Origin of the sequence: Catellatospora aurea (genome assembly GCF_042663325.1) — a bacterium.
In the GTDB taxonomy this organism is placed as follows: domain Bacteria; phylum Actinomycetota; class Actinomycetes; order Mycobacteriales; family Micromonosporaceae; genus Catellatospora; species Catellatospora aurea.
Genome location: NZ_JBHTAC010000019.1, coordinates 26,477 through 52,167 on the forward strand (window position 1 = coordinate 26,477; position 25,691 = coordinate 52,167).

Below are 25,691 nucleotides of genomic sequence, written 5' to 3' on the forward strand. Positions count from 1 at the left end.
AACTGGTGCCGTGTTGGGATAAGTCCACGCGGCACCTGGATGGCGGCTGTTCGGACGTGGGTTGGGTACGCGGACGGTGTCGGCGTGCGCTTGTACCTCTGCCGGCCGTTCGTTGTCATGATTTGAACCGTGCGTCGCACGTTCGCATGGGTGGTTCTGTCTCCGCTTCCAGTTCCGCGACCCGGTCCGCGCCGACACGGCAGGTGCCGACTCACACCGAATCGTCGCTTGGCTGGAGTACGGCGATGTTCGGCATCCAGTGCGGGCAGGGCTGGCTCGCCACAATGTGGCGCACACAGTTGAGGAAGGTGACAAGGGGAAGAAGTATTCGACGAAGCGTTGCGTGTCCACCGCAGGCTGAGCCGCCGGCACGCCGCCCTTGTGTCCGTTGGGCCTGAGGGTCGGCGAGTACGCCTGCGGTCCCTCGGACTTCCAGACGCCCGGCATTGCTTCGAGGCTTCGCCGGCGTCCGCGCGCGGCGAGTTGGCTTAGCTGGCTGATGGCGGCCGGCAGTCAACAACCGCGGCCTGGCAGCCCCCGATTCGGGCGGGAGCGGGTGCGCCTTGTCAACTCGGCAAGGTCGCCGATTCGCTCAACGAGAGGGCGTTCTTCACGCGGGCACAGTGCTTGGTTGGCGCGTAGCCTTCCAGGACTCCGGTGGCGAACGTGGGTTACGGCAGGGCGTTCGCGGTGGTCCGGGCGCACGGCCGCGTTGCCAGACAGGCCAAAGACATCGCCTGTTGATGCACCCGTCGTGAACCGGAGTCGCTGGTTCGGCGGACGGATCCAACAACGTTCGACACTCCAGCCAGCGCACGTTGGACTCGGCGTTCTCAACGCTCTCGTGCATCAGCGGCACAGCAGTCTCGGAGGGCAGGCCTCAGAGGTCTCAGCGGTTACGAGTTGAGACGGCGTCCCCGACTTCCCCTGAGACCTGACACTCTGAGGGTTCAGGTAGACCTTGCGTTCCGGTGGCTCCGTGCGTCTTCTGAGACAGTGAGACCACCGCCGCTCAGCGGACCGATGGATGAGGTCTCACGCCTATCTCCGTCGCGTGGATTCGGACGTTCTTATGGTCGTGGCGGGCCCGGCACCCGTTGCCGAGCTCGGCAGTCTTGACGATCCGGGTTCATTGGTGAACGCGGTGGGCTCAGCCGCAGTGGTGGCCGACGGACCTGTGTGGCCAAGACTGAGCAACCGGGGAAACGAATGCCGGCCGTCTGACGGATGGGTTTTGACCGTGGTGAGGGGGCCGGGTGACGGTGCCGTCGGTGAACCTGCCCAGCGTCTCCGCCGCGGTGGCCGTGGCGCCGCAACCTGTCCACCGGTCCCACCGACCGCGCGGATTCTCCGAGGTCGTTTACGCGTTCACCTCGGCGGCCCAGGGCGGGAGCTAAGCTGGGCCCGGCTCTTGTCGCTGGATCCGGCTGCGGTTCACCTCGGCCGTGAGGCCGCCTGATCCCGGTGCACCGCCCAGAGCCTCGGCGGTTCCGGCCGACCGCGCTGGGTTCGGCCCCGTGTCGGTCCTCGGGACTACCGAGGCGTGGGACAAGAATCCATGGGTGCGGAGTGACGCGTTGTTCAGTCCAGCATGAGGTGCAGAGATGAAGGAACGATCCGGCGGGTTTCCTGCACGCGGTTTCACGTGAAACCACGCTGACGGCAACGGCCGGAAGGATCGCCGCTCGGTGGCGGTAGGGGTCATCGTTGGCCGGCCACAGTGCGGCATTCGGCGACAGGCTGTGGCGGACACGCCTGCGATGGGTGCGATGGTGGTCCGGGGTAGCCATGACTCAGCCACTCCGTCCCGCTGATGCCAGAGGTGATGGAGACCGGCACAGGGTCCCTTGCCGAACCCGCCTGGCGAAGCGCACATCCGGAGCGGGTTGGCGGACCGCCGATGTCAGATCAACTGGTGAGTGCCGAGCACGAGTATGCCGCGATAGCGGCCGATGACGCGGTCAGCCTGCGCGGGGTCTTCATCAGTGCTGGAACTCGATCGCTGCTGCACTGCGCGTTCGAGCCGAGATCAGTTGACAGGTGGTCGTTCACCGAGCCGAGCTGAAGTCATGCACTGCACAAACCGGCAGTGCCTTCACTCCGGCTCGGCAGGCTTTGTCGCGTCACCGCGGCACCGAGCCCCGGCGGCAGGTCCGGCACCCGATCGCGAGTCACACTCCCCCACGGACTCGCGGTGGCGTGGAGGCGACCGCCTGTTGGCCGCTGCCCCAGCACTGGCCGCACACAGACCCTGGGAAGACATGGCGTCATGAAAGCGGGCGGGTTCTCGGTGGAAGTGCCCGCGCCCGGGAATCCGAGTCACTGAGCCCCGCCTAGCCGACGCGGACAGAGCACCTCTGGCAGAGTCATGCCAAGCGACTGAGGCGTCGACCCGTGCCGAGCATCAAAGACCTGTGCTGGCGTCGCCGGGCCGGCCAACGGCTCCGCCGATCCCCCAGACTCCGCTGGGGATCCCGGCACACAGGGTCGGCATTGACGGCGACGGGGCGTCCGGTCGTGGCTCGGTGCTGCCGGACTTCGTCGGGGGCACGACGGCCTGACTCAGACAGTCTGAGTTTGGCCACCGAGCTGGGCCGAGCGAGCCCAGGCCCCACGTGGTCGACAGCGGGCAGAGCCCTCGCCACATCTCGCCCTACGGATCAGCCCCAGGGATCCGAAGCTGTGCCCGATCCGTGCTGGGATGCAGAGGCACTGATGCCGACCACCCGCAACCCGCTGGAGAGTTCGAGCCGCCGTACGCCGGGCCCAGCGACTGATGCCCAGGACGACCTTTCTGAACCTTGAGCACCCGGGATGACTGGTTCGGCACCCCTTCCGGGCGCCTGCCGTTCGGTCTGCCATCGCAGCTCCATCCGGCGGCGCTGGAACACCCAGGGGTCCGCACACACGTCATCGGAGTTATCCACAACCCGCATGCCCAAGGTCAACGATCTCCACCGCCCCGCCGAAGTGCGAGGAAGGTCACGTATCCGCTGTCCACAGCCCCGGACTGTCCTCTTTCCACAGCCGGAGGCCGGTTATCCACAGGCCATGTTTCACGTGAAACCACTGCGGCGGACGGGCCGAATCCTCGTTCTGCCAACGGGATCAGCACGTAAACAGACATGCCGTCGCTCTGTGCACTCATGGCGTAACCGAGGTCACGATGCCACATTCCACAGGGCGGCCCCGACCTATCCACAAAGTTATCCACAGGCACCCTGTGGGCTGTGGTTTCACGTGAAACCGGCGCTCGGGAATCCACAGCCGGGGGGAGACAGGACCGCCTGGCTGGGCTAGATTCTGCAGGTGGCCGATACCCCCATGCCCCTTCCCGGCTTCACTGCGTGGCCCTCGTTTCCGTTCGAGGGCGACTTCAAGATCAAGCATCTTGACCCGCCGGTAGAGACCGAGCCGTCCCGCAAGGGTGAGGACTCGGCTGACTGCACGGCGTGCACCGCACCCGACGACGCGTACATCTGGGTGAACGAGCGCTGGCGCGTACGCACCATGGACCGGCCCACGGGCCTGCCGATGGTGCTGATGCTGGAGCCTCGGTCCCACCTCGATCTGGGCGACCTGCCGAACCTGCTCGCCGCCGAACTCGGTGTCATGACGGTGCGGCTTGAGCGGGCCATCCGTTCACTGGACAAGGTGGCCCGGGTCCACGTCTACCGGTGGGGTGACGGGGCCGCGCACCTCCACGTGTGGTTCATGGCCCGCCCGGTCGGGCAGTTGCAACTGCGCGGCACGTTCCTGCCGCTGTGGGATGACATCCTGCCGCCGATCCCCGAGGACCAGTGGCGGGAGAGTCTGGCCCACGTCGCGGCGTGGCTGGCGGAGTTCGGCGGCACGCCGCTGGCGCAGCCGCCACGCATCGACTGGCAGGCGCCGGCGAAGCTGACCGACTCCTGACGGGCCCGCGTGAGGCAGCCCGCTGGCACGGGTTCCGCGGTTCCGTGCCGATGGACATGGCGCGTCCCGGCCCGTGGCACGAGTGGTGGTCGCACGGACCCGAGCCAGTGATGCCCAGCCGGGCGGCGAGCGGCAGGCGCCGCAAGCCGACGACATAACGCGAAGCGCCCAGGTTCCCGCAGAACCTGGGCGCTTCGCTGTTCAGCCGTGCCGGTCAGCCGGCGGGGCGGGCGGCGGCCTGCATGACCAGGCGGGCGATCACCTCTCCGAGGTCGAGTCCGCCGGCCTGCACCGCCATCGGCAGCAGGGAGGTCTCGGTCATGCCCGGTGAGACGTTGACCTCCAGGACGGTGCACTCCCCCGACGGAGCCACGATCAGGTCGACCCGGGACATGTCACGCAGGCCCAGGGCCTGGTGTGCGGCCAGCGCCGTCTTGACCACCTGCGCGCTCGTGTCCGCCGACAGCCGGGCCGGCGCATGCCAGGTGGTGAGGCCGGCCGTGTATCGGGCCGCGTAGTCGTACACGCCGTTGCTGGGCACGATCTCGACGGGCGGCAGCGCGAACGGCCCCTCGCCGAGGTCGAGGATGGAGACCGCCACGTCCACGCCCTCGACATAACGCTCCACGAGGGCGGTCTGGTCATACGCGAAGCACCCGACCATCGCGGCCGGCAGCGCGGAGGCGTCCCGGACCACCGCGGCGCCCAGCCCGGAGCCGCCCTGGGCGGGTTTGACCATCAGGGGCAGGCCGAGACGGTCCACGATGCGCTCCAGCACGGCGACGGCGCCGAGTTCGGAGAAGCGGTCGTGCGGCAGCGCGACCCATTCCGGGGTGGGGATGCCGTACTCGACGAGGACCGCCTTCGCGGAGGGCTTGTCCCAGGCGAGCCGGGCCGAGCGGGCGTCGGGGCCGACGTAGGGCACGCCGCACAGGTCGAGCACGCCGCGCAGTGAGCCGTCCTCGCCGGTGGAGCCGTGCAGGGCGATGAACACGGCGTCCGGCGGATCGGACCTCAGCGCGGGCAGCAGGGCCACGTCGGCGTCGAGCATGTCCGCCTCGACGCCGACGGCGCGCAGGGCGTCCAGCACCCGGCGGCCCGATCGCAGCGAGACGTCACGCTCGTAGGAAAGGCCGCCCGCCAGCACCAGGCAGCGGAGATCGGCTTGGACGGCAGGTGAAGCGGACGGTGCGGTCACCCTCGAATCATGCCAAGTCGGGACCGGGCGCATGCGCGCCGGGCCGCGGCAGCTCGGTCACCGCGTCCAGCACCCCGGTGTCGCCGAACACGGCCCGCGTGGCCAGCTCCTGCTCGACCACTCCGGCGAGGCGGCGCACACCCTCCCGGATGCGCTCCGGCGGCGGGAACGAGAAGTTCAGCCGCAGGTGCTGCTGCCCGGTGCCGTCGGCGTAGAAGCCGGTGCCGGGCACGTACGCGACGCGCGCGGCGATGGCACGGGGCACCATGGCCTTGGAGTTGAGGCCGGCGGGCAGGGTCGCCCAGACGAACAGGCCGCCTGCCGGGTGGGTCCACGTGGTGCCCTCGGGCATCAGGTCGGACAGCGCGGTCAGCAGCGCGTCGCGGCGCTCGGCGTAGATCTGCTGGTACGTCTTGAGCTGCTGGCGCCACGGCATGGTGGACAGGTACGTGCTCACCACGGACTGGGCGAAGTTGCTCGGGCACAGGATGTTCGCCTCGGTGGCGATCACCAGCTTGTCGCGTACCGCGTGGGGGGCGAGGATCCAGCCCACCCGCAGGCCCGGCGCGAAGGTCTTGGAGAAGGTGCTCAGGTAGAAGACCCCGTCGCGGCGGCGAGCGCGCAGCGGCCGCGGCGCCTCGCCCTCGAAGCCTAGGCGGCCGTACGGGTCGTCCTCGATGACCAGCAGCCCGGCCCGCTCGCAGATGTCGAGCACCTGCTCGCGGCGCTCCTCGGAGAGGGTGACGCCGGCGGGGTTCTGGTAGGTCGGGATCGTGTAGAGGAACTTGACGCGGCGGCCGAGCCGGCGCTGCTCCTCGATCGCGATCTCCAGCGCGGCCGGGATGAGGCCGTCGTGGTCCATCGGCACGTGCACGACCTGGGCCTGCGCCGCCTGGAAGACGCCGAGCGCGCCGACGTAGGTGGGGCCTTCGGCGAGCACGACGTCACCGGGGTCGAGGAACAGCCGGGCGATCAGGTCGAGTGCCTGCTGGCCGCCGATGGTGACGACGACGTCGTCGGGCGACGCGCCGACCGAGGCGTCGATGCCGACGTCGGCCATCAGGGCGCAGATCTGCTCACGCAGCTCAGGCATGCCCTGGCCGAGGCCGTACTGCAGCGCGCTGGCACCCTGCTTGGCGACGAGTTCGCCGATGACCTCGCCGACCGCGTCGAGCGGCAGCGCGGAGATGTAGGGCATACCCCCGGCGAGTGACACCACCTCGGGGCGGTTTGCCACGGCGAAGAGAGCTCGAATCTCCGAGGCGGTCATCCCGATGATGCGCTGCGCGTACCGATCGGTGTAGTCGTCGAGCGTCGTGCCCGTCTCCGCCACGGTCCCTCCCCGGCTGGACAAACAGTTGGTCATCGAATCGTACGCTGGGTCATGTGGGTCTTGAACCGACATTCGGTCGAATCCATCCAACGGGATAGGGTGCAGGAAGGCCGTAATCGGGCGTAAAGTCAATGGGTTGGCTCGGTGGCGGGCCAATTTTCGGCGCACGCGGCTCTGCCGCGGTAAGAGCACGGAGCTGCTCATGTCACGCAGAGTGGTGAATCTGACGCTGGACACCCTGGAGGACCTGCCCAAGGGATGTCGCAACTGCGTGTTCTGGGAGCTTGATCCGGTTTCCGGTGAGCGGGCCTGTGCCAACGGCGACCCGGGCCTGGAGAAGGAGGCCTGGGTCTCGCAGACCCTGCTGGAGTGGGGCTCCTGCGGCAAGATCGCTTACGTCGACGGCATGCCCGCCGCGTTCGTGCTCTACGCGCCCCCGATGTACGTTCCCCGCGGCAACGCCTTCCCCACCTCTCCGGTCTCCCCCGATGCCGTGCAGCTGATGACGGCGCATGTGGTGGCCGCGTTCGCGGGCGGCGGGCTGGGCCGGGTGCTGATCCAGTCGGTGGCCCGCGACCTCACCAAGCGCGGCATCCGCGCCATCGAGGCGTTCGGCGACGCCAAGTTCGGCGAGCACTCCGACGACGAGGACACGCGGCAGTTCAGTTGCCTCGCCCCGGCCGACTTCTTCCTCGCCGTGGGCTTCAAGACGGTGCGCCCACACCCGCGCTTCCCCCGGTTGCGCATGGAGCTGCGGACCGCGCTGTCGTGGAAGTCCGACGTGGAGTACGCGCTGGAGAAGCTGCTGGGCTCGATGAGCCCGGAACTGCTGCGGCCAGGAGTGCGGCCGGCGGTGCGCAGCACCACCAACTGAGCGGCACCACGGACCGGCGCGTCAGCGCAGGCCGGGCTCCGGCAGCCGCGGGCGGACCGCAAGTTCCGCGCGGTCCGCGGCGGCCCGGCCGGAGGCCCAGCCCGCGGCGTTGACCACTCGTGCGGTCCGGCTGACCCGGTGCGGGAACAGCTCTTCGAACGCTGTGTCCACGGCCTCGTTCCGGGCGGCGAGCACGGGCACCAGGTCGGTGCCGCCGGACAGTTCGGCGTCGACCTCCGCGCGGACCTCGGTGAGCCGCTCGCCGATGCGGGCGGCGTACGCGCTGAGGAACGCCTGCCGGAACGAGCGCACGTCGTTGCGGCCGTACCGGTCGGCCCTGGGGTTCGCCGCGGTCATCGCGTGCACGGCCTGCACCAGGAGCGAGGTGTAGAGCAGTTCCACGGCGTCGAGGTCGGGTTCGAAGCCGACGATGGTGCTCAGACCGAGATCCTTGAAGTTCAGCGCGCGGCAGCGGTTGGCGTCGGCGACGACCTGCAGCAACATCGCCTTCGGTCCCTCGTAGGGGTTGGCGATGACGATGCGCCGGTTGGCCGGGCCGTCGCTCGCGCCCGCCGCCGCGTCGACGAGCGCGTGGTCGATGCTGTGCCGGGCCATCAGCTGCTGCGCCTTGGCGGTGAACGCCTCGGCCTCCTCGGGAAAACCGGTCGATTCCGCTTTAGCCAGCAATGCCCGGATTCGATCGAGCATGCGCTGGTCGGCGCTGTTTGTCGACCCGGATGCGTTCCGACGAGGTGGGATGGGCGAACCGGGCGCGTGCCCGGCCGGCTCCAGCGGCGGCAGTTCCTGGTAGAGCCAGCGCATCAGCTCGAAGGCGCCACCGAGCACCTTCAGCCGGTCGAGGCCGTGCCGCTCGCCGAACCGGGCGAGGTGTTCCGTGTCGGCGGTCCACCACACGGTCGCGTCCAGTGCCGCCAGTTCGGCCGCCCAGCGCTCGTCGACCGTGGCCGGGTCGTGGGCCTGCGTCCGGGCGGCGAGCACGTCGGCGAGCAGCCGCGCCATCCAGACCGCAGCGGCCTTTGGGGCTTTGACGCGGGCGGCGAAGCGGCCCAGGGTGTGGTCCAGCTCGATGGGCCGCCAGTTGCGGTCCCAGGCGTGCTGCACCGCTTGTTCGAGTGCGCGGGAAACGGCCGCGTCGACGGCCTGGGAATCGAGGGTGCTGCCGTACACCTGCTCGCAGCCCGCGCGGTAGCGCAGCTGGTCGCGGTACAGCAGAGCGGCGGTGACCTCGGACAGCATCCGGTCGGCGTACCGGAGAGCCTCGGCGGCGGTGGGGGTGGTCGGCATGCTCAGGTGCTCGGCAGGGCCAGGCGCAGCGCGCTCACGTCGATGGTGCCGGTCTTCACGTCGATCTCGACCGGGTAGTACATGCGCTGCACGGCGGCGACGATCGCCTCCACCACGCGCTCGCGGAACATCGGGTCGATCAGTTGCGCGCGGTCCTTCGGGGAGGTCAGGTAACCGACGTCTACGCGTACCGCGGGCATGCGGGTGTAGCGCAGCAGCTCCCAGGTCTTGGCGTGGGTGTGGCAGTTGCGCAGCCCGGTGCGCGCCACGATCTCCCGCTGGACCAGCCCGGCCAGCCGCTCCCCCATGGTCGAGGTGACGCCGTTCGAGGTGCCGTAGTGGTAGGTGGCGACTCCGTCGGCCTGCGGGTTGTGGTGGCCGTCGATGTGCAGCGAGATCAGCAGGTCCGCGGCCAGGTCGTTGGCCAGTTGCGCGCGGTCCAGGTCGCTGGGCGCCTCGATCGGCAGCGGGCCGCGGGTCAGGTGCACCCGCATGCCGGCCGCGGCGAGCCGGCCCTCCAGCCGGGTGGCGAGGTCGTACGCCAGGTCGGACTCGGTCCAGCGCAGGGGGCCGTCCGGCACGACCACGCCCGAGTCGGAGCCGCCGTGCCCCGGGTCGACGATGATCTGCCGCCCGACCAGGCTGGGCCCGGTCTGCCGGAAGGTCACCTCTTCGCGCAGTTTCAGCGGGGAGCCGCCGACCACCTTGCGCCCGAGCCGCCGCAGCATGTGCAGGGTCTGCGGGCCGCAGGTGCCGTCGGGAGCGAGGCCCATCTCGCGCTGGAAGGCCGACAGGCCCCGCGCGGTACGCGGCCCGTAGACGCCGTCGGTGCGCCCGACGTCGTAACCCATCTCCAACAGCCGCTCCTGCAGCTGGCGTACGTCGTCGCCACGCAGGGGGTCGGAGACGCTGAAGTAGAGCGTGCGGGCGCCCAGGGTCCACCGGGCGGCGTCCAGCGCGCGCCACGTCTCCGCGCCCACCTCACCGTCCACCGACAGCCCACGGTCCTGCTGGAACGCGCGGACGGCCCGTTCGGTGGCCGGGTTGAAGTGGTCCGCCTCGGCCAGGTCGGCCGGGGCCTCCAGCAGCCCCAGCGCGACCAGGATCGACCGGATCTCGGTGACGGCCGGGCCGCGCTCACCGCGCTTGATGGCTCGCACAGCGGACCTCCTGGTAAACCTCACAAATGCCACCGGAGCCTATCGCGCCGCGCGGGCCGGTAGGGATCTCGAACCTGTAGTCGTTCCGACGCGCCGTCCGTAGGCGGCCCCGCCGGACCATGACCATGTTCCACGGCCGGCGGCCGGACAAACCCGTGGGGCCCCGAGCCGCAGCTCGAAGCCCCACGGGGTGGCGCGGAGTCAGAGTGCCGTCTGGATGAGCCGGAGGATGTCGCCCTTGGGCTTGGCGCCCGCGACCGACTGCACCGGCCGCCCGCCCTTGAACACGGTCAGCGTCGGCACCGACATGACGCGGTAGGCCCGCGCGGTCTCCGGGTTGGCGTCGATGTCCAGCTTGACGATGGTGACCTGGTCACCCATCTCGCCGGCGATCTCTTCCAGCACGGGTGCCACCTTGCGGCACGGCTGGCACCACTCGGCCCAGAAGTCCACCAGTACCGGCTTGTCGGACTGCAGTACGTCACTGACGAACGTCGCGTCGGTGACCGCCTTCGCGGATCCCATTCGGGTCTCTCCTATCTCAGATCTTTCCGTCTGCTGTCTGGCGGGCCGGCGTGGCGAGATCGTGCGTTCGCTCACCGATGGGCCAAACTGTGCTGCTGTTCTTGGCTCACTAGTGAGCCAAGAAGCGCTCCGCGTCCAGCGCCGCCGTACAGCCGGTGCCGGCCGCGGTGATGGCCTGGCGGTAGGTGTGGTCGACCAGGTCGCCTGCGGCGAAGACACCCGGGAGGTCGGTACGCGTGCTCGGCGCGTCGACCTTCACGTAACCCTCGTCGTCCAGCTCGACCTGGCCGCGGAACAGGTCGCTGCGCGGGTCGTGGCCGATGGCGACGAAGACGCCGGTCGCCGGGATCTCCCGGGACTCCCCGGTGATCACGTTGTGCACGCGGATGCCGGAGACCTTGCCGTCGGTGCCGAGGACCTCGTCGATCACGGTGTTCCACTCGACGGAGATCTTCTCGTTGGCCAGCGCGCGCTCCGCCATGATCTTGCTGGCGCGGAACTCGTCGCGGCGGTGGATGATCGTGACGTGCTCGGCGAAGCGGGTGAGGAAGGTCGCCTCCTCCATCGCCGAGTCGCCGCCGCCGACGACCACGATGCGCTGGCCCTTGAAGAAGAAGCCGTCACAGGTGGCGCAGGAGGACACGCCGTGGCCGAGCAGCTCCTGCTCGCCCGGCACGCCCAGCGGCCGCCAGGCCGAACCGGTGGTGAGGATGACGGCGCGGGCCCGGTACTCCTGGTCGCCGACCCATACGCTCTTGACGTCGCCGGCCAGCTCGACGCGGGTGGCGTTGTCGGTGATGAACTCGGTGCCGAAGCGCTCGGCCTGCTTGCGCATCTGGTCCATCAGCTCCGGACCCATGACCCCGTCCGGGAAGCCGGGGAAGTTCTCCACCTCGGTGGTGGTCATCAGCGCTCCGCCGGACTCGACGCCCTCGATGAGCAGGGGCTTCAAGTTGGCCCGAGCAGCGTAGACGGCGGCGGTGTACCCGGCCGGACCCGAGCCGACAATGATCAGGTTTCGGACGTTCTCCACGAGACGCGCTCCCTTGGGTCGACACGAACTGTTCGCGCCGTACTTGTCGCTGGCTGAAACGCCATCGTACGGAGCGGATGTTCCATTACGGCCCCAGCGGTGGGTCAGCTCACTGTGTCTAGTTGCGGGGCGCGCGGAACAGCTCGTCGGGACCCGTCTGGCCGCACTGCGGACCGGCCACGAACCACCAGTTGCCGGTGGCCGTGTCCACCTTCACGATCAGCGCGGGACGGCCCTCGAAGCGGGCGAAGTCGGCGCCGGTGACCGTGCCGGGCAGCACCGTGCTGATGGCCGCGAAGCAGGTCGCCAGCGCCTCGCCGGAGCCGGCCAGCCGGTCGAGGGCGGTCGCCGCGGCCATCTCGCTGCCGTCGTACGTGCGGGCGGCCTCGGAGCTGGGTGTGGTCTTCTGCGACATCGTCCCGCCGGCCAGCATCTCGCGGCGGTAGTCCGTGCCGCTGGCGGTGGTCGGCACGCCGCCGTCAGGGGCCACGGCGATCGCGGGAGCGTTCTCCGCGGTGAGGCTGCCGGCCGCGTCCTGCTGTGACGTGGCGAGGGGGCCGAGCGGCAGCACGATGCCCGCCAGCGCGAGCACGCTCGCGGCAACCACGACCGGGGTGGCCCAGCGTCGCCGGCCGCGGCGGGCGGCCCGGGAGGCGGGGGCGTCCCGGTTCAGCGCGCGCTCCCCCACCGCGGGGCGCGGCGGGACGAGCCGGGGTGCGGTGAACTCGGGAGACGCCAGCAGGGCGTCGAAACGTGCGGCGATGTCGTCGGGCATCGGCTCCGGGGCCGCCCCGAGGGTCGTCAGGTCCGCGTCGACGAGGGCCAGGGCGGTCGTCAGGTCGGCGGCGGCGGAGCGCCAGTCGGGATCGTCGGCGACGAGCCGTGCGACCCGCTGATGTTCCGGGGTGCCGTCCAGCGCACCGCCGACGTAGTCGGCCAGCAAGTCGAGATCAACTGCGCTCATCAGAGCCCCCCTCCCGGTGTGACGTCCTGTGCTCGTGTCCCTCCGACGTCAGGGGAGTCGCCGAGGTTGCGCAGGTGCCCCAACATCACAGCGAGCCGGGCCCGGCCCCGTGAACAGCGACTTTTGATGGTGCCCTCGGCCACTCCCATCATCTGTGCGACCTCGGCCACCGAGTAGCCCTGCAGGTCCACCAGCACCAGGGCGGCGCGCTGGTCGTACGGCAGCTCGGCCAGCGCGGACCGGACCACCATCGCTGTGTCGTGGTCGGTGCTGGGCGCGGCCGGCTCGTTGCGGGCCGGGGCGTGCCGGTCGTCGTCGTCCGCGCCGGCCTGGCCGGGCAGCGGCACGGTCAGGTGCGCCTGGCGGCGGCGCAGCCGGTCGACGCACGCGTTCACGACGATGCGGTGCAGCCAGGTGGTGACCGCCGCCTCGCCGCGGAAGCGGGCCGCGGCGCGGTGCGCCGACAGCATCGCCTCCTGCAGCGCGTCGGCGGCGTCCTCACGGTCGTTGGTGGTGCGCAGCGCGACCGCCCAGAGCCGGTCGCGGTGACGGCGGAACAGCACCCCGAAGGCGTCGGGCTCGCCGGTGGCATGGGCCGCCAGCAGCTCCTCGTCCGTACGGGGGTCCTGCCCGGTCACTGCACCTCTACCGCTATCTCCTGCACGCCGACACGGTAGGGGTAGTCCGACTCGCCGGGGTCACGCGGCAGATCGGTGATCCAGACCAGCAGGTACTGGTACTGCGTGGAGGCGTCGGTGGAGAACACGATGGTGGTGCCCGAGTCCTTGCCGAAGGCCTGCGAGCCGGCGACCTGCTGGTAGGTGTCGACGATGGTCTTGTCGCCCGCTCTGGAGTCCGGCGCGGCGGCGGAGCCGCCCAGCAGGGTGGCGGATGTGCCGGGGGCGGAGAGCTGGAGCGTGACGCTGGACACCAACTCGGGCTTGTCCAGCATGATCAGGATGCCGATGCCCTTTTTGGTGGTGTTGCCGAAGTTCGACCACTTGTATCCGGTCGTCTGCCACAGCGTCTTCGGGTTGCCGTCGACCATGTTCGGCGCTTGCTTCTCGTTGTCGCGGTCCTTGACCGGGGCGACGATGCGCACCTGGTCGGCGCGCAGCTTGATCGCCTGCGGCTGGGGCGCGGGGGTGGCGCTGGCCTCCGCGGTGACGTTGGGCGTCGGCCGGAGCGTGGACGGCTCGGTCGCGTCGGCGTTGAGCGCCCGCACGGCGAACACCAGGCCGGAGACGACCAGCGCCAGGGCGACGCCGCCGGCGACCATCAGGCGCGGCGTGGCAGCGCGGGGGGCCGGCTCGGGCGCGGCGCTCTCGTCGGCGAACCGCAGGGTGCCGTTGCCGCCGAAGAGCAGCCGCTCGCCGGTGTCCAGGCGGGCCAGCTCGCCGGTGAGCACCTGCGCGGTGGGCAGGGCCAGCTTCGGGTCGAGCAGGTCCATGACGAGGTCGTCGAGGTAGGTCGGGACGCCGGCGCGCACGTTGCGGGGCGCGACCAGGCTGCCGGTGCTGTCGCGGCGGGCGTCGGGCAGCGCGGTCGCGCGGCCCGCCTCGGCGCGCGGCCAGTGGCCGGTGAGCATGAAGTAGGCCAGCGCCCCGAGGCTGCGAACGTCGGCCTCGTTGCTGGTGGTCGAGTCGACCCGGGCGTCGGCCAGCACGACCCGCCCGTCGGCGGCGACCAGGACCGTGCCGGGGTGCACGTTGCCGTGCGCCATTCCGCTGGCGTGCAGAGCGGACACCGCGTCGGCGACCGCGTGCAGCACGGAGGTGGTGCGCTCGGCGTCGAACGGGCCCTCCTCGGCGACCAGGTCGCGCAGCGCGGTGCCGTCGATCCACTCGCGGATGACGTAGGCCCGCTCGCCCTCGTCGATCGCGTCGTAGACGCCGATCAGGTTGCCGTGCACGACCCGGCTGGCGGTGACCGCCGCGGAGAGCATCTCCTCGGCGGCGGCTCCGCCGGGCGTCCGCAGCACCAGTGCGACCGGACGGCGCAGCACGATGTCGACCCCGCGCCAGACCTGGCGGCCCGCGCTGTCGTCGTTGACGTGCTCCTCGAGGCGGTAGCGCTCGGCCAGCACATCGCCGATCGCAAGCCCGCCCAGAGCTCCGGCAGCGGACCCGGCCGCGCGTGCACCCTCGCCGACCTGGGTCACCCCGTCCTCCCTCATCAAGCAGTCGCTCTCTATCAGCCCGGCGTGGCGTCGATCAGCCATTCGGCGCGTGTCGAAGCCGTCGCATTGTTGTCCGCTATCTAGAGAGCCTAGGCGCTCCGCTCGGTTGCCGAGTGCGACCTTACAGCTATCCGACGAATCGGCGCATCGGCAAGGGGCCGGTTCCGGGACTCGAACGTATATCAGTCGGCGGTTCGGATACTCCGTGCGTGGGACCCAAAATAGCTACGCTTCCTCCATATCAGGCAAATTATGGCAAGGGGACGCATCTCATGGTGGACGCGGCGGCGACAAAGGCGGGTTACACCTTCGACGGACCGGCGCTCGACCTGGGCGTGCTCGTCGGCGACGACGGCAAGGCCGACCCGGACTGCCCGATCCGGGTCCCGCTGGCCATGCTCAACCGGCACGGCTTGGTGGCGGGCGCCACCGGCACCGGCAAGACCAAGACCCTCCAGGTGATGGCCGAGCAGCTGTCCGCGGCCGGGGTGCCGGTCTTCCTGGCCGACATCAAGGGCGACGTCAGCGGCATGGCCGCCCCGGCAGCGCCGTCCGAGCGGATCACCGAGCGCATGGCCGAACTCGGCCGGCCCTGGACCCCGACGTCCTACCCCTGCGAGTTCCTCACCCTCGGCGGCAAGGGCGTCGGCGTACCGGTGCGCGCCAGCATCACCGACTTCGGGCCCCTGCTGCTGGCCAAGGTCATGGACCTGACCGAGGTGCAGACATCCTCGCTCAACCTGGTCTTCCACTTCGCCGATGCGAAGGGACTGCCGCTCGTCGACGTGAAGGACCTGCGCGCGGTGATCCAGTACCTGGTCTCCGACGAGGGCGCGGCCGAACTGAAGAGCCTCGGCGGGCTGTCCAAGCAGACCGCCGGGGTGCTGCTGCGGGAGCTGATCGCGTTCACCGACGCCGGGGCCGACGCGTTCTTCGGCGAACCCGAGTTCGCCACCACGGACCTGCTGCGCAACGCCCCCGACGGGCGGGGCATGGTCACCATCCTGGAGCTGCCCGGCGTGGTCGCCCAGCCCGCCCTGTTCTCCTCGTTCCTGATGTGGCTGCTCGCCGACCTCTACCAGGAGCTGCCCGAGGTCGGCGATCCGGACAAACCCAAGCTCGTGTTCTTCTTCGACGAGGCGCACCTGCTGTTCAAGGACGCGTCCAAGGCCTTCCTGGAGTCGATCACCCAGACGGTGCGGCTGATCCGGTCCAAGGGCGTCGGGGTCTTCTTCGTCACCCAGACCCCCAAGGACGTGCACGCCGACGTGCTCGCTCAACTCGGCAGCCGGGTCCAGCACGCGCTGCGGGCGTACACCCCCGACGACGCCAAGGCGCTGAAGGCGACGGTGTCCACCTTCCCGAAGTCGGGTTACGACCTGGAGGAGGTGCTCACCCAGCTCGGCACGGGCGAGGCGATCGTGACCGTGCTGAACGAGAAGGGCTCCCCGACCCCGGTCGCGTGGACCCGGCTGCGGGCGCCCCAGTCGCTGATGGCGGCTGTCGAGCCCGCGGTGATGGCGGCACTGGTCGCCGGGTCGGCGCTGGGTGCGAAGTACAACCAGGCGGTGGACCGCGAGTCGGCGTACGAGATGCTGGCTGCCCGGCTCGCACCGCCGCCTGCCCCGGCCGCGCCCGTGCCGTCGCAGCAGGCGCCCGCTCCCCCGCCCCCGGCGAAGGCGGAGCCGAACCTCGCCGAGCAGATCCTCGGCTCCAAGACCACCAAGCGCCTGCTCACCACGGCCGCCGCGGCGGCCGGCACCGCCATCATCCGCTCCATCTTCGGCACCCGCCGTCGCTGAGGCCGCCCTTCCGCGGACCCGCGGGGCGGGGGTTTCGCTGTTGGGCGGGCCTGTCCATGATCGTTCGAGTTGCCCGGCACCTGTGCGTATCTTGGACGAGCTTTCGCACAGTTGCCCGGCAAGTCGAACGATCATGGTGTGGCACGCGGCCCGCACCACCCGGATCCCGCAGCGCGCGGTGACCCGGCGACGTCGGGTGTACGGGGTCAGCGGCCGATCTTGCGGCGTACCATGCCGACGACGTCCTGGACCTCGCCGACCTTGAGGGCGAGGGCACACGCGCCGTAGACGCCGCAGATCACGATGCCGCCCGCGATCAGCGTCACCCAGCTGGTGAAGGGGCTGACCGTGGACTGGGTGGCGCCCATGAAGAGCAGCTTGACCGTGCCGTAGCCGGCTGCGGCGGCGACCAGCGCGGCCACCACGACCTTGCCGAGCGTCACCATGATCCGGCGCAGGCCGATGAGGCCGATCCGGCGCTTGAGCAGGGTCGCCGAGAGGATCGCCGCGAAGGCGTACGAGGCGGCGTTGCCGATCATCATGCCGACCGCGGCGGTCGACGCGGCGAACAGCGCCCACCAGCCCAGCTGGATGGACAGCCGCATGGTGATCACCGGCAGGTTGAGCAGCGCCGGGGTCTTCGTGTCCTGCAGCGAGTAGTAGCTGAAGTTGAACAGCTGGCTGATCGCGAACGGCAGCAGCGCGAGGCCGGCCATGGCCAGCACCGGGGCGGTCTCGATCGAGTCGGCGCGGTGGAACGCGCCGCGCTCGAACAGCGCGATCGAGATCGGCAGGGCCAGCACCAGGTAGGTGACCGCGATCGGGGCCAGCATCACCACGACCGTGCGGATGCCCCGGCTGAGATCGGCGGCCACGTCGCCGGCCCGGCCCTCGGCCGCAGCCGCGCTCATCCGGGGCAGCAGCGCCGTGATGATCGAGACCGCGACGATGCCGTGCGCCATCATCATCAGCAGGAAGACGTTGTTGTAGATCATCGGACCGGCCGCGTCCTGCTCGCCCGCCTGGTTGAGCAGGTTGGTGAGCACCAGCAGCGCGAGCTGGTTGACGATCACGTAGCAGAACATCCAGCCGCCGACCCGGGCCAGCCGGCGCAGGCCCAGCTCGCGGAAGTCGAAGCGCCAGCGCCAGCGGAAGCCCACCCGGCGCAGCGCGGGCAGCAGGCCGCAGGCCTGGACCACGATGCCGAGCAGCACGCCGCCGCCCAGGACCAGGATGCGGCCCGGGGTCATGTCCTCGGGGTCGATCTGCTTGGCCCCGAACGTCACCAGGTAGAAACCGCCGGTGGCGATGACGATGACGTTGTTGAGGATCGGGGTCCACATGGGGGCGGCGAACTGCCCCCGGGTGTTGAGCACCGCGCTGCACAGGCCGGTCAGGCCGTAGAAGAAGATCGTCGGCAGCATCAGGTACGACAGCGTGGTGATCAGGTGCCGGGTCGCCTCGGAGGAGTCCCGGCTGGCGTACGCGATGGTCAGCAGCGGCGCGCAGATCACCGCCAGCACCGTGGTGATGCCGAGCACGATCACGGTGAGGGTGAGCAGCCGCTGGGTGAAGGCCTGGCCGCGGTCCGCGTCGCCCTTGCGGGCCCGGACCAGCATCGGCACCAGCACGCTGGACAGGATGCCGCCGAGCAGCAGCTCGTAGATCATCCCCGGGAAGATCTGCGCGGTGGTGTACGCGTTGCCGACCATGCCGCCGCCGAGCGCGGCCGCCATCGTCGCGGTACGCAGGAAGCCGGTCCCTCGGCTCACCAGCGACCCGACCGCCATCATGGCCGAGTTGCCAGCCGCCCCCTTGTGCTCGTCCTCGAAGCTGGGCTCGGCCGCGGCCTCGATCTCCTCCGCGGGCAGCGCCGTTCCCACCACGTGCGGGATCACAGTGGTCTGGTCCGCGTCGACCGGGGGGAGACGATCGGGGGCTGTCATGGGATGCACCATACCTGCGAACGGCCATGACCAGCCTCCCCAGTACGCTGGATGATCGATGTCGCCCTCACCTGAACTCACCGCCGTCCAGCGCAACGCCGTCACCGAGCTGTTGCGCGTCTCACCCGTCGCCGACGAACTGGGCCGCCGGTTCGCCAAGGCCGGGTTCGAGCTGCACCTCGTCGGCGGATCCGTCCGCGACGCGCTGCTCGGCCGCCTCGGTGACGACCTCGATTTCTGCACCGACGCCCGCCCCGAGGACACCCTCAAGATCGTCAAGGGCTGGGCCGAGGCGATCTGGGAGACCGGACGCGAGTTCGGCACCATCGGGCTGCAGCGCGGCGGGCTCCGGCTGGAGATCACCACGTACCGGGCCGAGTCCTACGACGGGGTGAGCCGCAACCCGCAGGTGCAGTACGGCGACAACCTGCACGACGACCTGGTCCGCCGCGACTTCACAGTCAACGCGATGGCGGTCAGCCTGCCCGGCCACGAGTTCGCCGACCCGTTCGGCGGCCTGGCCGACCTGGCCGCGCGGGTGATCCGTACCCCCGGCACCCCGGCCCAGTCGTTCGGCGACGACCCGCTGCGCATGCTGCGCGCGGCCCGGTTCGCCGCCCAGCTGCGTTTCACCGTCGACCCGGCCGTGGTCACCGCGATGGAGCACATGGCCACCGACCTGGACCGGATCACCGCCGAGCGCATCCGGGACGAGTTCTCCAAGCTGCTGTGCGGCGCCGATCCGGTGACCGGGCTGCGGCTGCTGGTCGACACCGGCCTGGCCGACCGTTTCCTGCCCGAGTTGGCCGGCCTCAAGCTGGAGATCGACGAGCACGCCCAGCACAAGGACGTGTACGAGCACACCCTCAAGGTGGTCAGCAACGCCGTCGGCTTCGACACCGCCGACGGCGGCCCCGACCTGGTGCTGCGCCTGGCCGCGCTGCTGCACGACATCGGCAAGCCGGCCACCAAGGCGGTCGGCGGCGACGGCGGCGTCAGCTTCCACCACCACGAGATGGTCGGCGCGCGCATGGCCAAGTCGCGGCTGAAGCTGCTCAAGTACCCCAAGGACGTGATCTCGCCGGTGGTCGCGCTGGTCGGGCTGCACCTGCGCTTCTACGGGTACGGCCGCGGCGAGTGGACCGATTCGGCGGTGCGCCGCTACGTCACCGACGCCGGGGACCAGCTCGCCCGCCTGCACAAGCTCACCCGCTCCGACTGCACCACCCGCAACAAGCGCAAGGCCGCCCTGCTCGCCGCGGACTACGACGCGCTGGAAGTGCGCATCGCCCGCATCCAGGAGGAGGAGGACCTGGCCCGGGTCCGCCCGGACCTCGACGGCAACGCGATCATGGAGCTGCTCGGCATCCCGGCCGGACCGATCGTCGGCCGCGCCTGGAAGCACCTCAAGGAACTGCGCCTGGAGCGCGGCCCGCTCGACCGCGACGAGGCCGAAGCCGAACTCCAGCGCTGGGCCCGCACCGAGGGCCTCATCCCCTGACCGGGCGGCCGCCCGCACGCAGTTTCCGGGAAACTGCGGCAAACCCGCTGATGTCAGGCGCGGCTAGGCCTTGTGGACGGCGTCAGGGGCGGTCGGCCGGGCGGTGGCGAACCAGTACCAGGCCGCGAGGAGCACGAACGCGGTCGCGGTGATGATCAGGCCGGGGGTGGACTTGCCGTTCGGGGGCAGGGTCAGCGCGGCGGTGAACAGACCCGTGACGAAGCACAGGTTGAACGCGGTGTCGTTGACGCTGAAGATCCGGCCGCGGTACTCGTCCAGGCACTCGCGCTGGATGGTCGCGTCCACGATGATCTTCATGCTCTGCGAGGCGACGTTCACCAGGAACACCGCGACGAGCAGCAGCGGCGCGACGAAGGGCAGCCCGAAGACCAGCACCACCACGCCGACCGCGGCGACCACCCCGCTGAGCCAGCGCCGGGCGTCCCACCACCGGACCGCCAGTGGCGTGATCACGGCGGCGAGTGCCGCACCGGCCGCGCCGGACAGCACCACCAGCCCCAGCTGCCCCATCGAGGTCGCCGCGCCGGACACCTGCGCGGCCCGGCTGCCGTTCTGCCCGAAGTAGCGGCTGTAGAGGAGCAGCACCGCGAGCGTGAGCACGCCGTACAGGAAACGGTAGGACGACTGCAGGATCATGATGCGCAGTGCCTTGCGCCGCTCCGCCAGATGCCGGGCTCCGTTGATCATGCCGCGGAACACCTGGACCACAGCCTCGCCGATCCGCGTGGTGGCGCGCTCGTGTGCCAGCGGGCCCAGCTCGTCACGGCGGAAGAAGCGCCGGGCGAGCAGGCCGGAGACCAGGTAACCGAGGGCCGCCGTGGCCGCGATGGCGCCGTACCCGTGCCGGTCGGTGCCGACCACCTGCAGCGCGACCACAGACGCCGCAGTGAACAGGCCGATCGAGTAGCAGATCGTGCCGAGCGTGGAAGCCAGGGCGTTCGCCGGGACGAGCTTGCGCTCCTCCACCACGTGCGGCAGCGAGGCCGACAGGCCGGCCAGGAAGAACCGGTTGATCGCGATGACGATGAGCGCGCAGACCGCGAACGCCAGCCCCTGCGCCCCGGACCACAGCAGCGCCGCCGCGGGCAGCACCATCGCGGCGCGGGCCAGGTTGGCGTTCGACAGTGACACCCGGCGGTCCCAGCGGTCCAGCAGCACGCCGACGTACGGGCCGAGCAGTGAGTACGGCAGCAGCAGGATGGCGAAACCGGCCGCGATGGCGACCGGGCTGGACTGCCGGTCGGGGTTGAACAGCAGCGACCCGGCCAGCCCGGCCTGGAACCAGCCGTCGGCGATCTGGCTGGTGAGCCTGACCCCGAGCAGCCGCCGGAACGGGGCCCCGGCCAGGATCGCGCGCGAGGTCGCGGCGACCTTCGGCGTCGGCACGGTGTTCGGCATCACGGGGTGCGGCACGTCACCACCCTACGTGGCGCGGGAGGTCCGTACATGAACGCTGCGGGCGTTCCGGTCATCCACGACCGGAACGCCCGCAGCGGTGTGCGTATCGCGAGCGCGGCGGGCGTCCCGATCACCGGAACGCCCGCCGCGGATGGATCACTCCTTGGTGTTCGCCGCGCCGGTCACCCGGGCCAGCAGCGCCGGCAGGTCGATGCCGGTCAGGTCGTTGCCGAGCTGCAGGCCCTGGGCCACGTTCGTGGCCACGGACTTGGTCAGCGAGCTGGCGCCGTCGGTGGAGATGACGGTCATCTTGTCGATCGCGCCCATCGGCGCGGACGCCGCGGCGACGACCTGCGGCAGCACCTTGACCAGCAGGTCGAGCACGGCGGCCTCGCCGTACTGGGCGAAGGCCTCGGCCTTGAGGCGCATCGCCTCGGCCTCGGACTGGCCCTTGGCCAGGATGGCGGCCGCCTCGGCGGTGCCTTCGCGCTCGACCGCGTCCGCGATGGCGGTACGCCGCCGCTGCTCGGCCTCACCCTCCTTGGCGCCTTCGATCGCGTTCGCCTCGGCCAGCGCGGCGCGGCGGGCGCGCTCGCCCTCACCGGTCAGGCGGGACTGCTCGGCGTTGGCCTGCGCGGCGGCGATGGTCGCCTGGCGGGCCGCGTCGGCGGCGAGCACCCGGGCGTTGCGGTCGGCCTCGGCCTCCTGCTCGACCTTGTATCGGGCCGCGTCGGCGGGCTTGCGCACCTCGGTGTCGAGCTGACGCTGCTTGAGCTCGGCGTTCTGCTCCGCGACCTTGCGCTGCTCGGCGATGATCACCTGCTGGCGCTCGGCCTCGGCCAGCGGGCCGGCCGCGGCGGAGACGGCCTTGGCGGCGTCGATCTCGGCCTGGATGCCGGCCTGCTTGAGGGCCAGGTTGCGCTGTGCCTCGGCGATGGACTCCTCGGACTTGAGCCGGGCCTGCTCGGCCTCCTGGCGGGCGTTGGCCTCGGCGATGGCCGCGTCCTTGAGCACCCGGGCGGCCTCGGGGCGGCCCAGGTCCTGCAGGTAGGAACCCTCGGCGAGGATGTCCTGCAGCTGGAACGTGTCGAGCACCAGACCCTGGTTCGTCATCGAGTGCTCCGCCTCCTCCGCGACGGCGGAGGCGAAGGCGGCCCGGTCCCGGATGATCTCCTCGATCGTCAGCCGGCCCACGATGGAGCGCAGCGCACCGGCCAGCACTTCGCGGGTGAACTCCTCGATCTCGGACTGCTGGTGCAGGAAGCGCTGCGCGGCCGCGCGGATGGCGTCCTCGGTGCCGCCGACCTTCACGATCGCGACGCCCTGCAGGTTGGCGCGGATGCCCTGCTTGCTGACCGCGCCGGTGATCTCGACGTGGATACGGCGGCTCGACAGGTCGAGGACCTGCAGCTTCTGCACGACCGGCAGCACGAACACCGACGCGCCCATGACGACCTTCTGGCCCGACAGGTCGGTGGAGCGTGCGCCGTCGGCGGTCTCGGTGACCCGGCCCTTGCGGCCGGTCACGATGAAGGCCTCGTTCGGGCCGGCCACCTTGATCCGGGACAGCACGAAGAGGATGAGCAGGAGCACGAGCAGCACGCCGCCCGCGATCGCAATGGTGAGGGCTGTCATTGCCTTCCTTCTCTCAAGGAGCTAGTGCTCCGGGACTTCTTGCACGATCACGCTGGTGTCGCTGACGGCGGATGTCACCACGACCTTGGTGCCCAGTGGCACGGGGCGCTCGGCGCGGGCGGACAGCTTGACCGGCTGCCCGCCGATGCGCACGCGGACCTCGCCGAAGCCGCCGGCAGGGATGGGGGTGACCACCACACCCCGGGTGCCGACCAGGTCGGCGCGGGTCGGGGTGGCGTCGGTCCGCATGTTCGACATGCGTTTTACCAGGTAGCTGGCCAGTATGGCCAGGGGTATGGCGGCGACTATCGCGATGAACACCACTGCGGCGATGCCCAGGGCGTCGCCGGTCAGCTCGTTCACGACGGCGGCGCTGAAGCCGAAACCGCCGATCAATGACGCGACGAGTTCCGTGGAGACGAAACCGTCGCCGAGGTCGAGAAGGTCACCACCGAGGACGGCCACCGCCGCGATGACGATGCCGAGTGCCCCGATGATCAAAAAGACCAGTGTCGCCGTACCCACGCCGGGAACCGTAGCGACCTCGGGCAACAACGGGATCGGTCAGTCGGCTACCCAGCTCAGGACTTTGATCGCGCCGATGCCTGCCAGCACCATGGCGACGCCGATCACCAGGAAGGTGAACAGGCACGGCACCACGACGCCGCGCTTCTTGGTGGGGGCTCGGTAGGACCCGGCCCATTGCGTCGGCTTGCCCGACCGTTCCGCCTCGTCGGCCAGCTGCACCAGGCGCTCGGTGGCGGTGGCGGACAGGTGCACGGTGTCACCCGGGAAATGCAGCAGCCGTAGCCGCTGCCACGGATCGGGGTTGGCCTTGGCGAACGCCGTCAGCTCGGCCTCGCGCACCTCATCGGTGAGAAAGCCCCACCGGCCGGCCTCCACCGGATTACCGGTCTGCCGGTAGATGGAGGACAGCAGTGCGCGGATCTCGACGTCGTCGGGAAGGACGGCCAGCAGGGTCCGTAGACGCTGCACAGCCAGATGGGTATGCCCGGCCGCGAGATCGGCGCGCACCCGGGCGAGTACGTCCGCCTTTGCCACGCCCTGATCCTTATGGACCGGTGGCATGTCACGCCAGGGGCAATTATAACGGCCGGGTCACAGATCAATACCGACGCTCGGCGCTAGAAGATCCAGTCCAGCGCGGTCCGGGCACCGATGACCACCAATGTGGACAGTGCCACCAGGGCCGCGACGGCCGCGGCCGTCTGCAGGCGGGAGCCTCGGCGGGGGTTCGGCTTCGGCGCCTGTGCCGAAGCGGCGGCCAGCAGCGGTGCCAGCCTCACGCGGGAGATGTCGGTCGGCGCGGGTGCGCCGGTCGGCCAGCGGAGCGCGTCGAGGCGACGGTGTGCCGGGTAGCGGGCCTCGAAGGCTTCGAGTTCCTCGGGTTCGGCGATGTCGTCCAGGTAGGACCAGCGGCCGGCCTCGACGGCGTTGCCGGTGGCCCGGTAGATCGCGGCGAGCCTGCGCCGCAGATCAAGGTCGGTGGGATGCGCGGCGACCAGGCTGTGCATGCGCTGGATCGCCGGGTAGGTATGGCCACGTGACAGGTCCGTGGTCACCCGATCCATCAGATCTGACTTACCCATGTCCCCACTATGCATATCAGCGGGCCGAGGGTCCATACACCGAGCGTGCCGTAAAGCTGCGCGTCAGGGGCCTATTAGTACAGACGATGGCCTATCTACCGCGTGACGTACGTCAATTTCCGCAGTAGACAGGCCATCGTCAGGTGAATGAGTGTGCCCGCTCACACTTTTCAAGAACGGGCCCGAAATCAACGATTAACAGAGCCCTTGATGAAGTTCTCGACCGACTCGTGGGCGTCGTGGTCGTTGTACTGCACCGGCGGCGACTTCATGAAGTAGCTCGAAGCGGACAGCACCGGGCCACCGATCTTGCGGTCCAGCGCGATCTTCGCGGCCCGCACCGCGTCGATGATGACGCCGGCCGAGTTCGGCGAGTCCCACACCTCGAGCTTGAGCTCGGCGTTGAGCGGGGTGTCACCGAACGAGCGGCCCTCCAGGCGGATGTAGGCCCACTTGCGGTCGTCGAGCCACGGCACGTGGTCCGACGGGCCGATGTGCACATCGCTCTTGGACATCTCGTGCGGGATCTGGGACGTCACCGACTGCGTCTTCGAGATCTTCTTGGAGATCAGGCGGTTGCGCTCCAGCATGTTCATGAAGTCCATGTTGCCGCCGAAGTTGAGCTGGTACGTGCGCAGCAGCTCCACGCCGCGGTCCTCGAACAGCTTCGCCAGGGCGCGGTGCACGATGGTGGCGCCGACCTGGCTCTTGATGTCGTCGCCGACGATCGGCAGGCCCGCGTCCTCGAACTTCTTGGCCCACGCCGGGTCGGAGGCGATGAAGACCGGCAGCGCGTTCACGAAGGCGCAGCCCGCGTCGATCGCCGCCTGGGCGTAGAACTTGGCCGCCTGCTCCGAGCCGACCGGCAGGTAGCAGACCACCACGTCGACCTTGGCGTCCTTGAGGACCTTCACCACGTCGGCCGGGGCGTCGTCGGACTCCTCGACCATCTCGCGGTAGTACACGCCCAGGCCGTCCATGGTCGGGCCGCGGTGCACGGTGATGCCGGTGGGCGCCACGTCGCACAGCTTGATGGTGTTGTTCTCGCTGGCCACGATGGCCTCGGCGAGGTCGCGGCCGACCTTCTTGGCGTCGACGTCGAACGCGGCGACGAACTCGACGTCGCGGACGTGGTAGCCGCCGAAGTCGACGTGCATCAGGCCGGGAACACGTTCGGACGGGTCGGCGTCCCGGTAGTACTCCACGCCCTGGACCAGGGACGAGGCGCAGTTACCGACACCGACGATGGCAACGCGGACGGAGCCCATAGCTCCTGCCTCCTTCTTCTCTTC

The 25,691-nt window shown here is 70.1% G+C and carries 20 protein-coding genes; 4 read left to right on the plus strand and 16 right to left on the minus strand.

Annotation, left to right across the window (positions count from 1 at the left end; translation table 11 throughout):
- Positions 1-3,309 precede the first annotated feature (3,309 nt).
- Positions 3,310-3,915 carry a hypothetical protein gene (locus ACFQO7_RS19725; RefSeq protein ID WP_417281904.1) on the plus strand — a complete coding sequence of 202 codons (606 nt, stop codon included), beginning with the start codon at positions 3,310-3,312 and terminating at the stop codon, positions 3,913-3,915.
- A gap of 214 nt (positions 3,916-4,129) precedes the next feature.
- On the opposite strand, the gene ACFQO7_RS19730 is transcribed toward ACFQO7_RS19725, so the two are convergent.
- Both ACFQO7_RS19730 and ACFQO7_RS19735 read right to left on the minus strand, forming a co-directional pair.
- The gene (locus ACFQO7_RS19730; RefSeq protein ID WP_376807712.1) at positions 4,130-5,113 is read right to left on the minus strand and encodes a D-alanine--D-alanine ligase family protein; all 984 of its coding nucleotides are present in this window, start codon (positions 5,111-5,113) and stop codon (positions 4,130-4,132) included.
- 7 nt (positions 5,114-5,120) lie between these two features.
- Positions 5,121-6,383: an aminotransferase-like domain-containing protein gene (locus ACFQO7_RS19735; RefSeq protein WP_376807790.1), complete on the minus strand. Its 1,263-nt coding sequence runs from the start codon at positions 6,381-6,383 to the stop codon at positions 5,121-5,123.
- A gap of 265 nt (positions 6,384-6,648) precedes the next feature.
- Between ACFQO7_RS19735 and ACFQO7_RS19740 the strand changes: the two genes are divergently transcribed.
- Positions 6,649-7,320 (plus strand): GNAT family N-acetyltransferase, encoded by a 672-nt coding sequence (locus ACFQO7_RS19740; protein WP_360523417.1) that lies wholly within the window; start codon positions 6,649-6,651, stop codon positions 7,318-7,320.
- Between the two features lie 21 nt (positions 7,321-7,341).
- On the opposite strand, the gene ACFQO7_RS19745 is transcribed toward ACFQO7_RS19740, so the two are convergent.
- The 7 genes from ACFQO7_RS19745 to ACFQO7_RS19775 form a co-directional block, all read right to left on the minus strand.
- Positions 7,342-8,625: a DUF2786 domain-containing protein gene (locus ACFQO7_RS19745; RefSeq protein WP_376807713.1), complete on the minus strand. Its 1,284-nt coding sequence runs from the start codon at positions 8,623-8,625 to the stop codon at positions 7,342-7,344.
- Between the two features lie 2 nt (positions 8,626-8,627).
- The gene (locus ACFQO7_RS19750; RefSeq protein WP_376807714.1) at positions 8,628-9,785 is read right to left on the minus strand and encodes an N-acetylmuramoyl-L-alanine amidase; all 1,158 of its coding nucleotides are present in this window, start codon (positions 9,783-9,785) and stop codon (positions 8,628-8,630) included.
- A gap of 201 nt (positions 9,786-9,986) precedes the next feature.
- Positions 9,987-10,310 carry a thioredoxin gene (gene trxA / locus ACFQO7_RS19755; protein ID WP_376807715.1) on the minus strand — a complete coding sequence of 108 codons (324 nt, stop codon included), beginning with the start codon at positions 10,308-10,310 and terminating at the stop codon, positions 9,987-9,989.
- A 109-nt stretch (positions 10,311-10,419) separates the two neighbouring features.
- Complete coding sequence (gene trxB, locus ACFQO7_RS19760) at positions 10,420-11,343, minus strand: thioredoxin-disulfide reductase (RefSeq protein ID WP_376807716.1); 924 nt, start codon at positions 11,341-11,343, stop codon at positions 10,420-10,422.
- A gap of 118 nt (positions 11,344-11,461) precedes the next feature.
- Positions 11,462-12,307, minus strand: coding sequence for a hypothetical protein (locus ACFQO7_RS19765; RefSeq protein WP_376807717.1), 846 nt, complete (start codon positions 12,305-12,307; stop codon positions 11,462-11,464).
- The gene (sigM, locus tag ACFQO7_RS19770) at positions 12,307-12,945 is read right to left on the minus strand and encodes an RNA polymerase sigma factor SigM (protein ID WP_376807718.1); all 639 of its coding nucleotides are present in this window, start codon (positions 12,943-12,945) and stop codon (positions 12,307-12,309) included. The genes ACFQO7_RS19765 and sigM overlap by 1 nt, the downstream gene beginning before the upstream one ends.
- Positions 12,942-14,528 (minus strand): protein kinase family protein, encoded by a 1,587-nt coding sequence (locus ACFQO7_RS19775; RefSeq protein WP_376807719.1) that lies wholly within the window; start codon positions 14,526-14,528, stop codon positions 12,942-12,944. The genes sigM and ACFQO7_RS19775 overlap by 4 nt, the downstream gene beginning before the upstream one ends.
- Before the next feature lie 230 nt (positions 14,529-14,758).
- On the opposite strand from ACFQO7_RS19775, the gene ACFQO7_RS19780 reads away from it, so the two are divergent.
- On the plus strand, positions 14,759-16,288 hold the full coding sequence (locus ACFQO7_RS19780) for a helicase HerA-like domain-containing protein (protein WP_376807720.1): 1,530 nt from the start codon (positions 14,759-14,761) through the stop codon (positions 16,286-16,288).
- Between the two features lie 206 nt (positions 16,289-16,494).
- Here ACFQO7_RS19780 and murJ read toward each other — a convergent pair whose 3' ends face one another.
- The gene (gene murJ / locus ACFQO7_RS19785; RefSeq protein WP_376807721.1) at positions 16,495-18,234 is read right to left on the minus strand and encodes a murein biosynthesis integral membrane protein MurJ; all 1,740 of its coding nucleotides are present in this window, start codon (positions 18,232-18,234) and stop codon (positions 16,495-16,497) included.
- A gap of 58 nt (positions 18,235-18,292) precedes the next feature.
- Between murJ and ACFQO7_RS19790 the strand changes: the two genes are divergently transcribed.
- Positions 18,293-19,735 (plus strand): CCA tRNA nucleotidyltransferase, encoded by a 1,443-nt coding sequence (locus ACFQO7_RS19790; RefSeq protein WP_376807722.1) that lies wholly within the window; start codon positions 18,293-18,295, stop codon positions 19,733-19,735.
- Between the two features lie 63 nt (positions 19,736-19,798).
- On the opposite strand, the gene ACFQO7_RS19795 is transcribed toward ACFQO7_RS19790, so the two are convergent.
- From ACFQO7_RS19795 to ACFQO7_RS19820, 6 genes are all read right to left on the minus strand, one after another.
- The gene (locus ACFQO7_RS19795) at positions 19,799-21,169 is read right to left on the minus strand and encodes an MFS transporter (RefSeq protein WP_376807723.1); all 1,371 of its coding nucleotides are present in this window, start codon (positions 21,167-21,169) and stop codon (positions 19,799-19,801) included.
- 141 nt (positions 21,170-21,310) lie between these two features.
- Positions 21,311-22,789: a flotillin family protein gene (locus ACFQO7_RS19800; protein ID WP_360523382.1), complete on the minus strand. Its 1,479-nt coding sequence runs from the start codon at positions 22,787-22,789 to the stop codon at positions 21,311-21,313.
- Between the two features lie 21 nt (positions 22,790-22,810).
- Positions 22,811-23,314, minus strand: a complete 504-nt coding sequence (locus tag ACFQO7_RS19805; protein ID WP_376807724.1) for an NfeD family protein — start codon at positions 23,312-23,314, stop codon at positions 22,811-22,813.
- Positions 23,315-23,353: 39 nt separating this feature from the next.
- Positions 23,354-23,851 carry a DUF6584 family protein gene (locus ACFQO7_RS19810; protein WP_376807725.1) on the minus strand — a complete coding sequence of 166 codons (498 nt, stop codon included), beginning with the start codon at positions 23,849-23,851 and terminating at the stop codon, positions 23,354-23,356.
- Positions 23,852-23,934: 83 nt separating this feature from the next.
- Entirely contained in the window at positions 23,935-24,399 is a 465-nt protein-coding gene (locus ACFQO7_RS19815; protein ID WP_376807726.1) for a DUF6584 family protein, read from the minus strand.
- Positions 24,400-24,587: 188 nt separating this feature from the next.
- Positions 24,588-25,667, minus strand: a complete 1,080-nt coding sequence (locus ACFQO7_RS19820) for an inositol-3-phosphate synthase (RefSeq protein WP_360523370.1) — start codon at positions 25,665-25,667, stop codon at positions 24,588-24,590.
- Between the last annotated feature and the right edge of the window lie 24 nt (positions 25,668-25,691).

Bases quoted from the DNA above. Each gene is read 5' to 3' on its own strand.
- ACFQO7_RS19735 (WP_376807790.1), bottom strand. From the start codon at position 6,383: ATGACCGCCTCGGAGATTCGAGCTCTCTTCGCCGTGGCAAACCGCCCC.
- ACFQO7_RS19740 (WP_360523417.1), top strand. From the start codon at position 6,649: ATGTCACGCAGAGTGGTGAATCTGACGCTGGACACCCTGGAGGACCTG.
- ACFQO7_RS19745 (WP_376807713.1), bottom strand. From the start codon at position 8,625: ATGCCGACCACCCCCACCGCCGCCGAGGCTCTCCGGTACGCCGACCGG.
- trxA (WP_376807715.1), bottom strand. From the start codon at position 10,310: ATGGGATCCGCGAAGGCGGTCACCGACGCGACGTTCGTCAGTGACGTA.
- ACFQO7_RS19765 (WP_376807717.1), bottom strand. From the start codon at position 12,307: ATGAGCGCAGTTGATCTCGACTTGCTGGCCGACTACGTCGGCGGTGCG.
- ACFQO7_RS19775 (WP_376807719.1), bottom strand. From the start codon at position 14,528: ATGGCTGATCGACGCCACGCCGGGCTGATAGAGAGCGACTGCTTGATG.
- ACFQO7_RS19780 (WP_376807720.1), top strand. From the start codon at position 14,759: ATGGTGGACGCGGCGGCGACAAAGGCGGGTTACACCTTCGACGGACCG.
- murJ (WP_376807721.1), bottom strand. From the start codon at position 18,234: ATGACAGCCCCCGATCGTCTCCCCCCGGTCGACGCGGACCAGACCACT.
- ACFQO7_RS19790 (WP_376807722.1), top strand. From the start codon at position 18,293: ATGTCGCCCTCACCTGAACTCACCGCCGTCCAGCGCAACGCCGTCACC.
- ACFQO7_RS19800 (WP_360523382.1), bottom strand. From the start codon at position 22,789: ATGACAGCCCTCACCATTGCGATCGCGGGCGGCGTGCTGCTCGTGCTC.
- ACFQO7_RS19815 (WP_376807726.1), bottom strand. From the start codon at position 24,399: ATGGGTAAGTCAGATCTGATGGATCGGGTGACCACGGACCTGTCACGT.
- ACFQO7_RS19820 (WP_360523370.1), bottom strand. From the start codon at position 25,667: ATGGGCTCCGTCCGCGTTGCCATCGTCGGTGTCGGTAACTGCGCCTCG.